16 protein-coding genes and 1 riboswitch are annotated in these 17033 nt (G+C 42.3%); of the genes, 12 read left to right on the top strand and 4 right to left on the bottom strand.

What is annotated here, in order from left to right:
- Nucleotides 1-184: 184 nt before the first annotated feature.
- The 7 genes from BLR65_RS18410 to BLR65_RS18380 all read left to right on the top strand — a co-directional run bounded on the left by BLR65_RS18410 (nt 185) and on the right by BLR65_RS18380 (nt 5957).
- On the top strand, nt 185-988 hold the full coding sequence (locus tag BLR65_RS18410) for a methyltetrahydrofolate cobalamin methyltransferase (RefSeq protein ID WP_093795644.1): 804 nt from the start codon (nt 185-187) through the stop codon (nt 986-988).
- Between the two features lie 66 nt (nt 989-1054).
- A complete protein-coding gene (locus BLR65_RS18405) occupies nt 1055-1684 on the top strand; it encodes a cobalamin B12-binding domain-containing protein (protein WP_093795643.1) in 630 nt (209 codons plus the stop codon).
- A gap of 71 nt (nt 1685-1755) precedes the next feature.
- Complete coding sequence (locus BLR65_RS18400) at nt 1756-1986, top strand: hypothetical protein (RefSeq protein WP_093795642.1); 231 nt, start codon at nt 1756-1758, stop codon at nt 1984-1986.
- Between the two features lie 177 nt (nt 1987-2163).
- Nucleotides 2164-2757, top strand: a complete 594-nt coding sequence (locus BLR65_RS18395) for a GTP-binding protein (protein WP_093795641.1) — start codon at nt 2164-2166, stop codon at nt 2755-2757.
- Complete coding sequence (locus BLR65_RS18390) at nt 2750-3205, top strand: hypothetical protein (RefSeq protein ID WP_093795640.1); 456 nt, start codon at nt 2750-2752, stop codon at nt 3203-3205. Before BLR65_RS18395 ends, BLR65_RS18390 begins: the two co-directional genes overlap by 8 nt.
- 138 nt (nt 3206-3343) lie before the next feature.
- Nucleotides 3344-5206 (top strand): ASKHA domain-containing protein, encoded by a 1863-nt coding sequence (locus BLR65_RS18385; protein ID WP_093795639.1) that lies wholly within the window; start codon nt 3344-3346, stop codon nt 5204-5206.
- Between the two features lie 184 nt (nt 5207-5390).
- Entirely contained in the window at nt 5391-5957 is a 567-nt protein-coding gene (locus BLR65_RS18380) for a DUF2238 domain-containing protein (protein ID WP_093795638.1), read from the top strand.
- 165 nt (nt 5958-6122) lie between these two features.
- Here BLR65_RS18380 and BLR65_RS18375 read toward each other — a convergent pair whose 3' ends face one another.
- Nucleotides 6123-6821 (bottom strand): TraR/DksA C4-type zinc finger protein, encoded by a 699-nt coding sequence (locus tag BLR65_RS18375; RefSeq protein WP_093795637.1) that lies wholly within the window; start codon nt 6819-6821, stop codon nt 6123-6125.
- Between the two features lie 235 nt (nt 6822-7056).
- A riboswitch (molybdenum cofactor riboswitch) is annotated at nt 7057-7174 on the top strand.
- Between the two features lie 155 nt (nt 7175-7329).
- On the opposite strand from BLR65_RS18375, the gene BLR65_RS18370 reads away from it, so the two are divergent.
- Nucleotides 7330-7692, top strand: a complete 363-nt coding sequence (locus tag BLR65_RS18370) for a hypothetical protein (RefSeq protein WP_093795636.1) — start codon at nt 7330-7332, stop codon at nt 7690-7692.
- A gap of 152 nt (nt 7693-7844) precedes the next feature.
- Entirely contained in the window at nt 7845-8459 is a 615-nt protein-coding gene (locus tag BLR65_RS18365; protein ID WP_093795635.1) for a glucosaminidase domain-containing protein, read from the top strand.
- A gap of 217 nt (nt 8460-8676) precedes the next feature.
- On the opposite strand, the gene BLR65_RS18360 is transcribed toward BLR65_RS18365, so the two are convergent.
- Nucleotides 8677-10488 carry a carbon starvation CstA family protein gene (locus tag BLR65_RS18360; protein WP_093795634.1) on the bottom strand — a complete coding sequence of 604 codons (1812 nt, stop codon included), beginning with the start codon at nt 10486-10488 and terminating at the stop codon, nt 8677-8679.
- Nucleotides 10489-10913: 425 nt separating this feature from the next.
- Here BLR65_RS18360 and BLR65_RS18355 point away from each other — a divergent pair, with 425 nt between their 5' ends.
- A complete protein-coding gene (locus tag BLR65_RS18355; RefSeq protein ID WP_093795633.1) occupies nt 10914-11168 on the top strand; it encodes a TM1266 family iron-only hydrogenase system putative regulator in 255 nt (84 codons plus the stop codon).
- A gap of 48 nt (nt 11169-11216) precedes the next feature.
- Nucleotides 11217-12635, top strand: coding sequence for a [FeFe] hydrogenase H-cluster radical SAM maturase HydG (hydG, locus tag BLR65_RS18350; protein ID WP_093795632.1), 1419 nt, complete (start codon nt 11217-11219; stop codon nt 12633-12635).
- A gap of 187 nt (nt 12636-12822) precedes the next feature.
- Here the strand turns inward: hydG and BLR65_RS18345 are convergent, their stop codons facing one another.
- Nucleotides 12823-13974 (bottom strand): efflux RND transporter periplasmic adaptor subunit, encoded by a 1152-nt coding sequence (locus tag BLR65_RS18345; RefSeq protein ID WP_093795631.1) that lies wholly within the window; start codon nt 13972-13974, stop codon nt 12823-12825.
- Nucleotides 13975-14156: 182 nt separating this feature from the next.
- Between BLR65_RS18345 and BLR65_RS18340 the strand changes: the two genes are divergently transcribed.
- Nucleotides 14157-14867, top strand: coding sequence for an ATP-binding protein (locus tag BLR65_RS18340; RefSeq protein WP_093795630.1), 711 nt, complete (start codon nt 14157-14159; stop codon nt 14865-14867).
- Between the two features lie 177 nt (nt 14868-15044).
- Here BLR65_RS18340 and BLR65_RS18335 read toward each other — a convergent pair whose 3' ends face one another.
- Nucleotides 15045-16361 carry an MFS transporter gene (locus BLR65_RS18335; protein ID WP_093795629.1) on the bottom strand — a complete coding sequence of 439 codons (1317 nt, stop codon included), beginning with the start codon at nt 16359-16361 and terminating at the stop codon, nt 15045-15047.
- Between the last annotated feature and the right edge of the window lie 672 nt (nt 16362-17033).

Genomic DNA, 17033 nt, shown 5'->3' with positions numbered 1-17033 from the left:
AGCTGCTTATGGCAATCCTGATTTTTTTATATTAAGTTATCTGGTTATTCATTTTAATCAATCGTTACTGTAAATTATAATTTTTTAGAAATGTGAGAAAATACTATTGACAAGAAGAATAAAGAGAGTTACTATACAAATATAGATGTATATACAACACGCGATAGGAGGAGAGTTTTTTTCAATGCTAATAATTGGAGAATTGATAAACACCAGCCGCAAAGCAATTCGCGAAGCTGTGGAGGCAAGAAATGCGGCTTATATCCAGGAAGTGGCTAAACAACAGACGGAAGCCGGTGCCAATTATCTGGATGTAAACTGCGGGACCATGGTCGGTCAGGAAATCGAATGTATGGAATGGTTGGTTAACACCATTCAAGAGGTCACTGATTTGCCACTTTGTATTGACAGCCCTGATGAAAATGCCTTGAGAGCCGGTTTGACTTTGGCGAAGAGCGGCAACGGCAAGAGAATGATTAATTCTACTACCGCTGAAGAAAAACGCTACCAAGCAGTGATTCCGCTTGTAAAAGAGTTTGACGCCAAGATCATTGCTCTTTGTATTGAGGATGCAGGTATGCCGGAGACCGCCGAAGATCGTCTGCGGATTGCGAGTAAACTGGTGGACGATATGACTAAAGAGGGCATTGCGCAGGACGATATCTATCTTGATCCGTTAATCAAACCATTAAGTACTAATGATAAATATGGCAAGTCGGTATTGGATGCCATCTATGCCATTAAGCAAAAATATCCTGCAGTGCACTTAACCTGTGGATTGAGCAATATTTCTTACGGATTTCCTAATCGGGCCGTTCTTAACCGGCTTTTCGTAGTGCAAACTATGACCGTGGGCATGGACGGTTATATTCTTAACCCGACTGATAAAGCGATGATGGGTGTGGTTTATGCCGGACAAGCTTTATTGGGAAATGACCGATATTGCAAAAATTATCTAAAGGCTCATCGGAAAGGAATCTACGCGTAATACCTGGCAAACAACCGAAGGCAACTTATGTGAGTTTAAAAAATAAATGATATGGGGGAATTTCAAATGGCAAAAGTCGATTTGGTAAAAGCGGTTACGGAGTTAGAAGAAGATTTAGTTATTCAGGGAGTCAATGAACAACTTGCGGCTGGGGTGCAAGCTGTGGAAATTCTTGGACAGCTGCAAGCAGGTATGGAAGGCGTAGGTAAACTGTATGAAGCCGGTGATTATTATTTATCCGAATTGATCATGTCGGCTGAAGTATTCTCTAATGCTGCTGCCCTTCTCGGTTCGGCGCTTGCGGCTGGCGGCGATAAAAAAGCAATTGGGACAGTTATCTTAGGTACGGTAAAAGACGATATTCATGACATTGGTAAAAATATTGTATCTACGATTTTAAGCTGCAATGGCTTTAAGGTAGTGGATATCGGTGTTGATGCCCCGATTGAAACTTTTATTGAGGCTGTAAAAAACCATAATCCTGACGTTGTCGGCATGTTCTGTTTATTGACGACTGCTTTTGACGTAATGAAAGAAACAGTAGCGGCAGTAAAAGCTACCGGAACGAAAGCAACGGTTCTTGTTGGTGGTGGCCCTGTTGATGAAAATGTTGCTAAATGGTGCAGTGCTGACGGATATTGCAAAAACGCATATGACGCTGTTGAAATGTCTAAAAAGGCTTCCGGGGTTAACTAATACTTCTTTGCAAGGCCGCATGTCAAGCTGAATTAACTGAAAAATCTGGTTAAAGGAGGGTATTTACTGCAATGGAGCTTGAATCTATAAAAAGGAACGCTACAGTTGATAGCAAGAACTCCAAGCCTGAGATTGCTAGGCAGGATGCCCTGCCTGATAGTCAGAGTGGAAAGTCTCAATATGCGAACGAAGATATACGCCAAATTATTGATAGAATATTAAGTATTGCGAAAGAAATTGGCTGGCTTTGTGAACGTAAATCCCCTTTAGAAAGTGATAGTGCGCAGCCTTTGGCAAAATGAGTTGGCTGACAGGAAAACGCAAGATTATTATCCTAGGAGTAATCCGGGTTGTTTGTCAATCCGGATTTTTCTAGGATTGAGAATCCTGAAAAGTTTTTTTATTTGCCGGGTAAATGGTACACTGAAGAGTAGCAGACCATGAATTAGCGTGTATGGGTAAAGGGGGGAAATAAAAGAATGCGGATATTACTGTTTGGCGGTTTCTTAGGCTCAGGCAAGACAACCACGATATTGCAAGTTGCCAAGTATATTACCGAAAATAAGCACGAAACGGTAGCTCTTATCGAAAATGAAATTGGTGAAGCAGGCATTGATGACAAATTGTTTGCTGACAGCGGATTACAGGTACGGCCGCTTTTTGGCGGTTGTGTATGTTGTCAGATTACAAGCGATTTAGTAAGTTCTGTTAGGGAAATCAACGATACCATAAAACCGGACTGGCTGATTATTGAAATGACCGGTTTGGCTATTCCCGGTAATATTGCCAAGCTGATTCACGAGTATTGCAATTTTTATACCGGTTTTAAAACCGTAACAATTGTCGACATGGGACGGTGGCCCGAGTTAAAAGAGGTATTAGGACCCCTTGTTACCGGGCAGGTAGAGAAAACGGACTTTGTTATTGTGAACAAGGCGGACATTGAAGAGGCCAATCGCCAGGAAATTGTCGAGGATATTAGGCAGATAGTCCAGAATGTACCGATTAAGGTTGCCAGTGCCGCCAATCAATTACCTCCGGCTGTCATTGAGGAGGTTATTCATTTTGGATAAACTTACACATAAGTTCAAGCTTGCTAAAAAAAATCATAATCATAACCATGAGCACGATCATGCCCCCATAAACCTGACTGACGCAACAGTTTTTAGCGAGACCTACTGCATTGAGTTTGAGAAACCTGTAACCAAGCCAACTGTAGAGAAAATGGTAACGCGGTTAATACAGGCGATTGGCAGACCTTTGGCTCATAATGAAATTATTGTGGGACATATCAAGGTACTGGCCAAGCTGGATGAGGAGTTCATGTTTGTATCGCTAACAAGAATGGATCGAGTGGATATAAAGTTGTCTGACAAATGGACAACCGATACAGTTGCTAAGTTCAGCCGGGTTAAATTAGATATCAACGTACTGGTATTTGGGTATAGCAAAAAGGTTATTGCTGAACTCGTTAATCATTCACTTGTTAACTTCCGCAAAGACAGTCAGTGTGAAGCGTGAATTGGATAGAGATAGGTTGTTACGTTGCCTCCCGTTTTTAGCTAGGCGCGTTACATACATTCTGCCAAAGGAAGAACTACTTACAGGGGAACGTGGTTCTTCTTTTTGGTTTTTACTAATCTGCAGGGAGGGCTTTAGATGAAAGCAGCATCCTCAGTCTATAAATTATTACTGGAAGGTGAAGACAGACAATTGTTCTGCCAGCGGGAAAAAACAATTTTGCAGGCGCTTATTGATGGCGGCATATTTCTTGAAGCTAACTGCGGGGGCAGAGGCACGTGCGGTAAATGTAAAATACGGGTTCTTCAAGGCAAGGTTGTCAATAAAGACGGTGTTGAAATTCAGCCGGCACCGGATAATACCTATCTAGCCTGCCAGGTTTATCCGCAAGGAGATCTGACAATTCTTTTGCAGCAGGCACAAGTAAGCCAAAAGGGACAAACCTCAGAAATTGCAGTTGCTGAGGGGCTGCCATTAATAAGAAAGGTGGTTCTCGCACCAACTTACCCAACAGTAGATAATCATTATTCATTACAGGAAATGATACAACATGCCTTGACCGCCTCGCCGGAGAGTGGTGTTGACAATGCAGGTATTATTGATAATGCTGTTATGTTGCGACAGCTAAGTGAAGTAGTGGAAACCAAACCTGAGTTTATCACGATTGTGGCGCTTAATAATAAGCCCATAGCGCTTGAGGTTGGCGATACGTCAAGTGTGCTGTATGGGGCAGCCTTTGATATAGGTACAACTACAGTTGTCGGTATGCTGGTGGATCTTACTACCAACAAGGTAGTTTCCGTATGTTCAAAAAACAATCCGCAGGCTTCCATGGGTGCTGACGTGATTTCGCGCATTCAAGCTACCCATGAGCTTGAGGGTGGGTTAGAGAGATTATCGCAACTTATTCGCCATTGCCTAAATCAAATTATTGCTGAGCTATGTAGCGCGGCGGAGGTAACCCGGCAGCAGATTTATGCGGTCACCATTGCAGGCAATGCCACGATGGCGCATTTGGTATTGGAAATTTCACCGTCAACACTGGTACGCAAGCCTTATGCCGCTTTATTTAAATACATATCGCCGCTCAGTCCGCAGGAAATGGAACTGGAAATAAATTCGCAGGGGAAAGTCCTTGTACTGCCTAATATTGCGAGCTTTGTCGGCTCAGATACGACAGCTGCCATTGTCGCTGTGGATCAAGATATTGCCCAGTCGCCGTTGCTGCTGGTCGATTTAGGAACTAATGGTGAAATGGTTATTGGGGACGGAAATAGGCTTTATGCCTGCTCGACTGCCGCCGGGCCGGCCTTCGAGGGTGCCCATATCCGGGATGGCATGCGGGCTACCGACGGCGCTATTACTGATGTTGTCATTAGCGAGGATAATGTTTTGGTTCAAGTAAGCGGCAACTGTAAAGCAATCGGCATCTGTGGATCCGGTATTGTAAAGGCCGTGGCAGAGCTGTTAAAAGCAGGGTTAATAAACACAAATGGACGGTTTATGAAGGCAGCGGCGGTTGATTTTCCGGAAAAGCTTAGAAATCGGTTAAAAAACCAGGACGGTCAATGGGAGTTTATCCTGGTAGAAGGAAAAAATTCTGCCAATGGTGCCGACATTTCCATTACGCAAGCCGACATCCGGCAGATTCAGTTGGTAAAATCATCAATATGTACGGGAATCCAATTTTTAATGGAAAAAATGCCGGCAGGGACTCAATATGAAAAAGTGTGCTTAGCCGGTGCTTTTGGTAATTATATTGATATCGACAGTGCTATAAGGATTGGCATGTTCCCCGGGTTTAAAAGGGAAACTGTCTGTTCAGTCGGTAATGCAGCCGGGAATGGCGCAGTGCAGGTACTTATATCTACAGAAAAAATGCAACGGTGTGCTGCTATTGCCACCAAAGTCAATTATCTGGAACTGGCAGCACAGCCAGGCTTCCAGAATAGATTTTTATCAAATCTCAGTTTCCCAGAGAATATTAGTATATGTCTATAGGTTTTGTCCTAGTGAAATAGCAGAAGAAGCAAGGCGGTATTGCCTTGCTTCTTCTGCTATTTCACGGTTATTGGTTTTGATTCCTTGTATTAATATTATTTTAATTAACGGAAAATACTAAACAGACTCTATAAAAAACTATTGGCTATACTTAAAAAGACCATTATAATTGGAGATGATTTTAATGAATACGTATTTGCGAACAAATGTGGTTTTATGCATTGTTCTCATTGCTGTTCAGGGCTTTAGTCTGCTGGGAATTATTAGCCGGGGTAATCATGACTTTATTAATAATATTATTGGTTCGACGCTGTTTTGGATCGCGTATCTGGTATTGGAATATATTTATAGACTTAAAGGTAATTATTATTTGCGGTTAGCTGTACTTATAGCCATTATGAGCGACAGCTTCTGCGGCTTCTATTTAAACCTTTATGTTACGTCGCCGGCTTTTGATAGAATACAACATATTTTTGGCATATTTGCGTTTTCTCTATTTTTTTACAATATCATAACAAATTTTATGAAAACAGCCATCGAAACACGCTGGATAAAATTTGTTTTTGTAGCGGCTATTGGGATGGCTGTGGGGAGTCTTAATGAAATCATTGAGTTTGCGGCAGATACAATTATGAATCCTCAAATTTTAAACCAGCCCAGTCTTGAAGATACAGACTTTGATTTGATCAGTAACACTATCGGGGCAATAATCGCAGGAATTTATTCCGCCTTTGGTAATTTAGACAATTAGTAATCGCTAAATCCGCTGGCAGGAGCAGTTTAATTTATGGATGCAAAAAAAAAGCATAATTGCCAGTTAGACATATTATGCTTCCTGCTGCCGTTGGGCCTGTCGGCCACATTTTTGTATACGCTAGTTTTTAGCATTTCTGCCAATATAGCCTGTCAACAAGGATTATTTTGATTTTCTATTTTGGCGATGTTTATGATCTGACCGAGGTTGTGTATTGGCAGTATTATTGGGAATCGCATCTGTCCTGTCCACTATTCCCTGGTGTTCGTTGCTATTTGGCCAGACAGCCTTGTAATCATAAGAACCCGGAATATCCTGGGGTGTGTCTGAACTGCCCCATTTTAGTACCGACTGTAAGGCGTCTTCACCATCAAAACCGACAAAATTGAATTTTGCTGTATCCAAAAATGTACGGTGAAAGGGAGGCTCCAATATTTCTTCTTCTAACGGACGCGGGGTGGTATCCGTAACATCGTTGGCTGCTTGGCAGTCAATGCAGTGTGTAGCCCAGGGAACTGCTTCAAGCCGTTCCCTATCAATGGGTTTACCGCAAATCTCACAGATACCGTAAGAGCCTTCCTGTATTTTGGTTAAAGCGGCTTCCACTTGTTCCAGAAGTACATGTTCATTATCACGTAAGGCCACATCCTTACTGCGTTCAAACACGACATCTCCCAAATCCGCCGGGTGGTTATCATACATGGAAAGTTCACTTACTGAATCTGACATCGTATCACCAATGCCTGTTTCTTCAAGCCGGCTAACAACCTGTACTAAACGGTCCTTTTCTTCTTTCAGTATTTGTTCAAAGTGTTTCAGTGTATTGGGCTTAAGGTATTGTGTATACCGTCTGCTTGCCATTTTGTTTGGTTCCCCCTTTGATGGTATTTATATATAGCATATCCTTGCTACGGTTAATTAAATGCGTTAACGGAGTATTCAATATGTACCAGTTTATGAAATTTTTAAATTATAAGATTAAGAATAAAGCGGAATCCTCTTGCTTTATCTAACTAAAGGAAATATAATAGTATTATACAGAAAGAAATAGTTTGTTTATATTTGTTAATGTTAGTTATGATTAATGGGTAGTTAAAGTAAATACTGGCTCCCTAGCTGAATTGCCTAACCCAGCATGGTATGGTGTTCAGCCGATCGGTATAGCTGGAAACGGCTATGTCTCCCTTTTGGAAAGGAGCAATTTTCAGGCAGCGCAATACTATGCGCTTATTAGTGATGCTCCATGTTGCTTGAATCTGCTAGCAAGCCTTTCCAAAATGGGAAGGCTTGTTTTATTTTAACAGATGGCCTGTGGATTTACATAAAATCAGGATAGTTCTTATATTTGATTGATGAGGGAGGAAAACCTATGTTTGCGCGAGTCAATGCCAATAGTGATATTTTAGAAAATGGAAAAATTATGTTATATGTCGACAGTGATCCCGGCTGTTACACGCTAACTGACCTACAATATTTAGAACACGCACTGCGTGAACTCCTTGTAGATATTTATAGAGGCATTCAAGAGACTAAGTTGAAAAAGAATAATCTCTCTTTTGAAAGTTATGTGGCTGTTCTTTCATCTCTGGCCAATAACCTTAAAATCATTACCGATTCTCTGTTAGCCGTTAAAAAAGCTATAGAGGAAGCTAAGCATGAAGCTGATGGCCCGGCTATTTCAAACTCATTTATCAACCAATTTGTCGAGTACAGCACAATAAAAACGCGGTAAAATAAAAAATTCGTCTGAAGAGACGAATTTTTTTATGGAAATAAGTGGAGCAAAGCAAAGGAATTCAGCATTTTATTAGAGAAGAATAGTTTAGTCATAACTATTGTATTGGCATAACAATTGGGTTTTGGTTTTCTTTTGGGGGAAAAGTAATGCGCATTTTGGTTCTAGCTGTTGTTTTTATCCTTGCTCTTATCCCGGTGGCAAACGCGGAATTATCGTTGGCTGGTGATGAACTTGATACGAATACCGTATTTGATTTATCCATTATGGGGCCGCCGTTAGCGACTCAGCAACAATGTTTGCAGCACCTGTTAAGTAAAAATTCTTTGCCGGCGCTTACTGTACCGGCGGATGAATTGGTCAATTATTTTTATATCGAGGGGATGGCTGAAGGTATCAGGCCTGATGTTGCCTTTGCTCAGGCGCTGTATGAGACCGGTTATTTTAAATACGGCGGCGATGTAGTTCCGCTGCAAAATAATTTTTGCGGTTTAGGTACAACTGGTGACGGGGGGCGCGGCGCATGGTTTAGCTCAGCGCAGCTTGGTGTCAGAGCTCAGATACAGCACCTTTTAGGTTACACTTCCACGGATTTACCGAAAAAAGAAATTGTTGACCCTCGCTATAACTATTTAAAAAACAGTAAAAATTTTGGCGGAGCAAAAACCTGGATTGGGCTTAATGGCAAGTGGGCCATACCGGGAACATCTTACGGTCAAAGAATATTGCAGATCCATGAACAAATCATGGCGGAAAAAACGTAACATTGCTATATATTCCGCATTAAAGAAGTTTGCAGGCGCAGGCTGGTGATGTATTGACAACGCTCCACCACTGGCGTTTGACTTCCGCTTTTGCCAACACACTGCCAGCCTGCAAAAATTTTTAGCACGTTGTATATAGTTTGCGCGTGGTCAAAAAACTAAGAGGAACTATGCCATGGCATAGTTCCTCTTAGTTTTTTGTTTTATTGCTTTTTTATTATTGGTTGGTTACCTCAGCGGCTTTTAACTGTTTTTCGTTAGCATTATCAGGTGGAATAGTCCGTGCTAACTTAAACCAGTGCTGAATGGAGTCAACCAGAACAAGAATGACTAAGACAAACATGATTCCACTCACACCGGCTAAAAGATAATTTTTTGCCGGTAAATAAGTGTTGAAGATATTCATATAATCGGCGGTAAAGGTAACTGTTGCCAAAAAAATCATTGGTATAATCGTAACCCAGGCATAACGGCCGCGTCCCATACGGAACAGTACCGTTGTGCCAATGGCCAGGGTTAAAGTTCCTAACAACTGATTAGAAACGCCAAATAGCGGCCAAATCGTGGAAATATTGCCTTGCAGAACCAGATAGCCCCAGGCGCAGCAGATCAGCGCGCTGGTAAAGATAATTCCAGGCCACCAGTTGGGGTTTTGCAGCGGTTTATAAATTTTGCCGCCCATTTCCTGGAGGAGATAACGGCCAACGCGGGTGCCGGCGTCAATCAGTGTCAGGATGAACAGGGCCTCAAACATAATGCAGAAGTGATACCAGAAGGACATTAAAGCTTCCATACCGGGTAGTTTCGAGAAAATATGGGCCATGCCAACAGCAAGAGAAACAGCACCGCCTGGTCTGCCGGCAATATCTTCGCCAACCATATGCGCCAGGGCCGGTAATTCTTGAACCTGTAGGCCTAATTTGGCAAATGCGGCCGGAGCGGCATTGATGGCAAAATAGTCGGCAGGCTGCAGGCTGGTAGCAGCAATCAAGGCCATTAAGGCAATAAAGCTTTCGACCAGCATGGCACCAAAACCGATAGGAAGAATTTCTTTTTCGTTTGTCAGCATTTTGGGGGTTGTCCCTGTGCTGATCAGAGAATGGAACCCGGATAATGCGCCGCAGGCAATGGTAATAAATACAAAGGGCCATGCGGGACCGCCGATAACCGGGCCGCCGCCATTGACAAACTGACTGAATGCAGGCATGTGAATGTCTGGTCTAACTAAGATGATACCTAATGTTAAGGCGGCGATGGTACCGATTTTCATATAAGTGCTAAGGTAATCACGTGGCGCCAGCAGTAACCATACCGGTAATGCGGCGGCGAAAAATCCATAAATTGCCAACATTATCGATAGCTGCTTAATGCTAAATGTAAAATAAGGAGCAAGTGCGGAATGTTGAACCCACGGACCCACAAAGACAGCAAGCAGCACCAGTGTTACACCGATAACTGTGGCTTCCTGAATTTTACCAGGACGCAGCCAACGCAGGTAAATACCGATAAAAATAGCAATTGGAATGGTAGCACCCACGGTAAAGGCACCCCAGGGACTATTATACAAGGCATTGGCTACTACAACCGCCATACCGGCAAGGGTAATAATCAGCAAAAACAGTACAGCGATAGAAGTACAGAACCCGGAGAGCTTGCTAACCTCCTGTTTTGCGATTTCCGCTACCGACAAGCCGTCATGACGCACTGATGCGAACATAATGACCATATCATGGACAGCACCGGCAAGTACAGCACCGATCAGCAGCCATAATGTACCGGGCAGATAGCCGAACTGAGCGGCAATGACCGGACCTACCAGCGGACCGGCACCAGCGATTGCTGCAAAATGATGACCAAAAGTGACCCATTTATTGGTTGGAACATAGTCACGGCCATCATTATGGCGTACTGCCGGTGTAGTCCTGTTTTCGTCCAGAGTGAGCACTTTGGCTGCAATGAAGGAACCATAAATACGGTAAGCAAACATCAGCCAAAGTGCGGCAATAATGACAAGATAAATACCGTTCACAAAGAACCCCTCCTATTTTCAGAATTATTTACAATATAAATATAACGCAACCTATTGGTAAGGGAAATAGAAAAGCGGTAAACAGAATAAATTGACCAATGGGTGTAAATAGACAGAGGGTAAATGGAAATGAAGAAAGTGAGCATTGCTTTTTGTCAGAAAATATGTTACAATTTACCTGATTTAATGGTGAGCTGACAAGATAGAGAGTCAACATCTCTTTTCTTAGAGTAAACCATAGCGTATTGTAATGAAAAAGTTATCGTGCTAAACCATGAGGGTTTGTCCCCCAATGAGAAGGCGAGAGAATAGAGTAATAGTGGAGAAAAGTAACGTTACGCAGTTTGCTTTTCTGATTATTGATATCTATCCTTGTGCCTTTTTGGGTACAAGGATTTTATATTTAGATTAGAAAGGAATTTTCTATGGAAACAAGAATCGCGTTAATTGGAATTGTGGTTGAACACAAAGAATCTGCAAAAAAAATTAATGATATTCTGCACGAATACGGGGAGTATATCGTCGGCCGGATGGGAATTCCTTATCCGAAACGCAGTGTTTCCGTAATCAGTATTGTAGTTGATGCTCCTAACGATATAATCAGTGCTCTTTCCGGCAAGCTTGGCATGATTCCTCATGTTAACACCAAAACAGTGTATTCTAAGCTGCCTAGTCAGTAAGCATGGTAAATTACATTAGTAAAAAAATTTAAGAAAAGAGGTTTTATTATGTATAATTGCAAGTCAAAAATTGCCACCGAATTTATTGATGATCAGGAAATTCTGGATACACTTGCCTATGCTCAGAAAAATAAAAGCAACCGTGAATTAATCGACAGCCTTCTGGAACGGGCCAAGGATTGCAAGGGCCTTACGCATCGTGAGGCAGCGGTACTTTTAGAGTGTGATTTAGAAGCAGAAAACAATAAAATGAAGTCCCTGGCCAAAGAAATTAAGCAAAAATTTTATGGCAACCGCATTGTCATGTTTGCGCCGCTGTATCTTTCCAATTACTGTATAAACGGCTGCGTATACTGCCCCTATCATCGCACCAATGAACACATTTCCCGTAAAAAACTTTCGCAGGAAGATATTGTGCGTGAGGTCATTGCCTTGCAGGATATGGGGCATAAACGGCTGGCTTTGGAAACAGGTGAGGATCCTGTTAACAATCCGATCGAATATGTATTGGAAAGTATTAAAACCATATATAGCATCAAACATAAAAACGGCGCCATTCGCCGCGTAAACGTTAATATTGCCGCAACAACAGTGGAAAACTATCGCAAATTGAAGGAAGCGGGAATTGGTACTTATATTTTATTCCAAGAAACCTATAATAAAAAATCCTATGAAGAACTGCATCCTACCGGTCCTAAGAGCGATTATGCTTATCATACCGAAGCAATGGACCGTGCCATGGAAGGCGGCATTGACGATGTTGGTTTGGGTGTTTTATTTGGCTTAAATATGTATCGTTATGATTTTGTCGGCTTGCTGATGCATGCTGAACATTTGGAAGCCGCTATGGGAGTTGGTCCGCACACCATTAGCGTTCCGCGCATTCGTCCGGCTGATGATATTGATCCCAAGAACTTCAGCAATGCTATTTCGGATGACATTTTTGCCAAAATTGTAACCGTACTGCGGATTGCGGTTCCTTACACCGGCATGATCGTATCTACCCGTGAATCACAAAAAACCCGTCAGCGTGTGCTTGAATTGGGAATCTCTCAAATTAGCGGCGGTTCCAGCACCAGTGTCGGTGGTTATGTTGAGCCGGAGGCTGAGGATGATAATTCAGCCCAGTTTGATGTAAATGACCGACGCACGCTGGATGAAATTGTAAATTGGTTATTAGCATTAGGTTATATTCCAAGCTTCTGTACTGCCTGCTATCGCGAAGGACGTACCGGCGACCGTTTCATGAGCTTGGTAAAAACAGGTCAAATAGCCAACTGCTGTCAGCCGAATGCGCTTATGACCCTTAAGGAATATTTAGAGGATTATGCTTCGGCGGATACCAAAGCTAAGGGCGAAAAGGTAATTGCCAATGAAATCCCTCGCATTACCAATGAAAAAGTCCGTAAAATTGCCATAGAGCATCTGTCTGAACTTAAAGAAGGGAAACGGGATTTCCGTTTTTAACAGCAAGGCTTTAGTTAATAAAAATGACGCTGCCTGGATGAGGAGCGTCATTTTTACATTTTCTAATTCTTTTTAAATAAATTTATTATAAGATACATATGTCATAGGAACGCATCCCTATGACGTGACCTCTTGCACCTTGCCTTTTGCGGTGGGGTGTTTTTTTTCTAGGGTTAACAATTTTTATTTATTGGATAGACAGCGTATCACCGTCTTTTACGTTATTTATGCCACTCGTTACAATAACGGCTTGTTCCGGCAAAGGAGAGGTAATTTCTGTTAGGTTATCAAGCGTTATGCCTACGTCTACTTGCTGCCGCATAATTTTTCCATCAACGGCCAAATAGACATAGTTAACCGCTTGATCCTGAAAGAGTGCCGCAGTCGGTACTGCATAAGCCGGTATTGTCTGGCCGGTTTTTAAATGAACTTTTACGGGAATGTCTTGTTTGAGAAGGCCATTATTATTTTCTAGCCTGATATGGGCAAGAAACGTTGGCGTACCGGTTCCCACTTCCGGATAAATGGCCTCTACCTGGCCGATAACGGGTTGGTTTGGAGAATCATCGCCTACAATTTCCGCCTGGGTTCCGGTCTGAATTAGATATAAATCTTTCTGATCCAAATGGATGGCGACACGGAGTTCACCGCCGGTATCCAGCACCATTAAACGCTGGCCGGCCTGTACTGTATTCCCTGCGGCAGCAGCAAGCCCGGTTACTTTACCGCTAATCGGGGCGGTTATATTAGCAAAGCCTGGTTGCCGTGCCGGCGTACTTATGGCAGAACCGGCCGACGCAGTTTCTTCGGTTCCGGCAGCACTATCGAGGGCTTGACGTGCCGCTTGCAAACGCGCCGCCACATTTTCAAATTGCTTGCGGGCAATACCGCCGACTTGGTACAATTTTTCGTAACGTTCATATTCTTTTAAAATTTTGTCATAGTTAGCTTGGGCCTGCTGCTGCGAATCACCGCTTTGGCCGAGAGTGGGACTGATCGGCGATTCTGCTATGGTTTGTCCTCCGGAACCTTCGATGTGAACAAGCAGTTGGCCGGCGTTTACCGTCTGTCCTTCTGCTATATTGAGTTCACTGATTTTGCCGGCAATTTCCGCACTGACAATAACAGCCTGGCGGCTTTGGACAGAGCCGGGAACAATAATGTCAACCGGTTTATTGATCATGCTGACCGGGGCGGTTGTTACGCTTACCGTCTTTGGTGAGAAGCCTTGTACAAACCCGAAACCGTTATGGCTAACAATGAATAGGCCTACTACCAGGATCATAATAATTAATAGTATGGCAGGCCTGAATTTTGTCGGTATCTGAAGCTTTTGCATAAGTGATCATCTCCGGATAAATAGTAATAATACTATAGTCCTACTTTTTTCTTTTTTCGTCAAGACATGAGATAACTCCACTTGCTATGAAAATGTGATTCTTATCACGGCTAAGTAGTATAAACTATGCTATCTTATTTGTAGCGACAATAGTTTGGTTAACGAAAAATGGAGGAGATAATATGTTAAGAAAAATTGTACAGATAAACGAAGAAAAATGTAATGGCTGCGGCCTTTGTATCGGAGCATGTCATGAAGCTGCTCTTCAATTAGTTGACGGCAAAGCAAAATTGGTATCTGATCACCTATGTGACGGCCTGGGAGCCTGTTTGCCGGATTGCCCGCAAGGGGCTATTACGATTATTGAACGGGAAGCGCCTGCTTTTGATGAAGCCGCTGTTCAACAACATATTGCACTCAATGTGCAGAGCGATTCTCAGCCAATGGCCTGCGGCTGTCCCGGAAGCATGGCCAAGGAGATCAAGAAGAAAACCGAATTTAATCCTAGCAGCAAAGAGGAAAATTTGAGATCGGAATTACGGCAATGGCCCTGCCAGTTGCAATTGGTACCGGCCGGTGCTCCTTATTTTGATCAGGCCCATCTACTTGTTGCGGCCGATTGTGCGGCCTATGCCTATGCGAACCTGCATGCAGAATTTATGCGCGGCAGGATTACAGTTATTGGCTGCCCTAAGCTGGATAAAGCAGATTATGCCGCTAAATTAACAGACATCCTGCAGCTCCATGACATAAAGAGCATTACCGTAATCAGAATGGAAGTTCCCTGTTGCGGGGGAATTGTAAACGCTGTACAAGCGGCGTTGGTTAATTCTCATAAAGCAATTCCCTGCAATGTAGTAACCATCAGTACGGAGGGTAACATTCAAAAATAAGCTATATCTGAATAAGAGACTGAAAATAGATTAGACTTGGTAAGTTATTTGAAAAACATAAGAAGTTGTGTTGACGTCAAAATTCAACACAACTTCTTATATTTTTGGAGTTTTGTACTATAAGTTTTTAAATGTAGTAACGTATTATTGATGTTGCTATGTGAGGCTGCTCAGTGATTATGGCGTGGGACGGCTGGCGTAACTATATTTGTCCTGTATAAGTGCAATACAAGTACCGGCAATCAGGCCTGGTATTGCAAAACAAAGAAAATTCTGGAACAGGCTGACTTTCATGGACAACAACATGCCGCCAACGATAGGGCCAAGAAGACCGCCAAACCGGCCTAAGCCAAGTCCCCATCCCATCATGGTCGCCCGTACAGCAGGTGGATAGTATTGCGCAATATATCCGTGGGTGACATTTTGAGCCCCCATAGTACAGGCACCTACAAGCGCGGTAATAATTGTCGTCCAATACATGTTCATGGGGACACTTAATAGCGAGATGGAAAAAAAAGCGCCATAGTAGAGAATCACTAAAATTCGTTTGGCTCCAAAATGTTCGGTCAAATATCCGCAAACCAGGCTCCCTATACCTGCACCCAGGAACAGGGACAGAAAAAACCATAAGCTCAATCCAAATTCATGGCCCGCATTCATCATCAATGTTGGTATCCAGGTGTTGGTGCCAAAAATCATATACATGTTCATGAAATATACTAACCAAAAAAGACCTGTGCTTAAACTCCTGTTCTCGGCAAAAACATTGGTAAGTGATGACTTTTCTTTGGCATGAGGATACTCAAAATGGGCATCATCAGGTACAGTAATGTCTGGCCTGAATTTGTTCAATATTTGTTTGAGCTGGGGAATTTTGTTTTTAGCTACCAGTATCCAGGGCGTTTCCGGCATGTACCAGTAGAGAAGGGGCACTAGAAAAATTACGATTGACCCAAAGTAAAAAACGGACTTCCAGCCGAAAGGAGCCAGTAAGTACATACCGGCCAGGGCGGACATGATTCCGCCTATTTGCATGCCGGTGGCACTCGCAGAAACGGCTGCTTGTTTTGATTTATTGGGAAAATATTCTGAAATTAAGGCCATGACATTAGGCGATGTCATGCCAAGTCCCAAACCGGTAATTGTGCGGAATACACCAAATAACAGCGGGCTGTTTGCCAATGCCGTTGCAAAGGTACCTACCGTAAATATCACCACAGATGTAATAATGGTAGCTTTTCTTCCCCATTTATCTCCTAAAACGCCACCTAATACAGCACCAAACACACCGGCACCAAATGCATAACTGCCAATGAGTCCTGCATAAGCGGGGCTCATATTCCATTCGGCGAGTAGCAGGGGGATTGTTGTAGCATATACAACAAGATCATAGCCATCAAAAGAAAGCGCTGTTAAACAACAGAAAAATAATCGCCAATGATGTTTCTGTATAGAGCTCTCATCAAGTAACTTCTTAACGTCGAATGTATTCATAAACTAATCTCCCTTGCCAAAGGCATATGTCTAAGATTTACATAAAAATTTGGTAAGCATCTTTATAATTCTCAAAAATTTGGTAACCTCCTTGTTTGTTAGTGAAGTCAGGCTGACAATCGATAAAACAATGCAATTTGTGTGCCAGGCTATTTTGTTACACCTGTGATCTCTATGTTATCTATTGGCAAAATTCTAACAGAACTGGATCTTAGCGCTTTACAGACGAGAATATAGCATAAGTGAATTTGTAGATTCCATGCAATGCAAAAATTTGTTGGCGGTGTCTAATGGTTCAAAACGGAACAAAATACCGAAAGGAGAATAGTAAAAATATGCTAAAGGGATACTTAGTGCCGGTGGCCTGGAAGTGAGCATAGCAAAACAAATAATTAGAGTTTAATAAAATAATAACCGGAAAAATATATTCCAAAATGAAACAAAAAAATAATCGTTACATTGCTAAATCGATCGATATGGAACAATTTTTATAAATATTTTTAATGTAATGATAAAATTTAGAAGTAGTCTGAGTTCATTACCCACTTTAAAAAAATTTTTTCTATATTTTTAAACTATGAGGAAAATCATCTCTTGCGTCGAATTTTTAAATATGACATAATACAAAATATTTAAAGTTTTGTTTCACATTACATAGCATTATTAGCTGGA

Source organism: Sporomusa acidovorans, assembly GCF_900101845.1.
Classification (GTDB): Bacteria; Bacillota; Negativicutes; order Sporomusales; family Sporomusaceae; genus Sporomusa; species Sporomusa acidovorans.
Note: the sequence above shows the minus strand (reverse complement) of the source record. Positions and strands in the feature narration are given on the sequence as shown.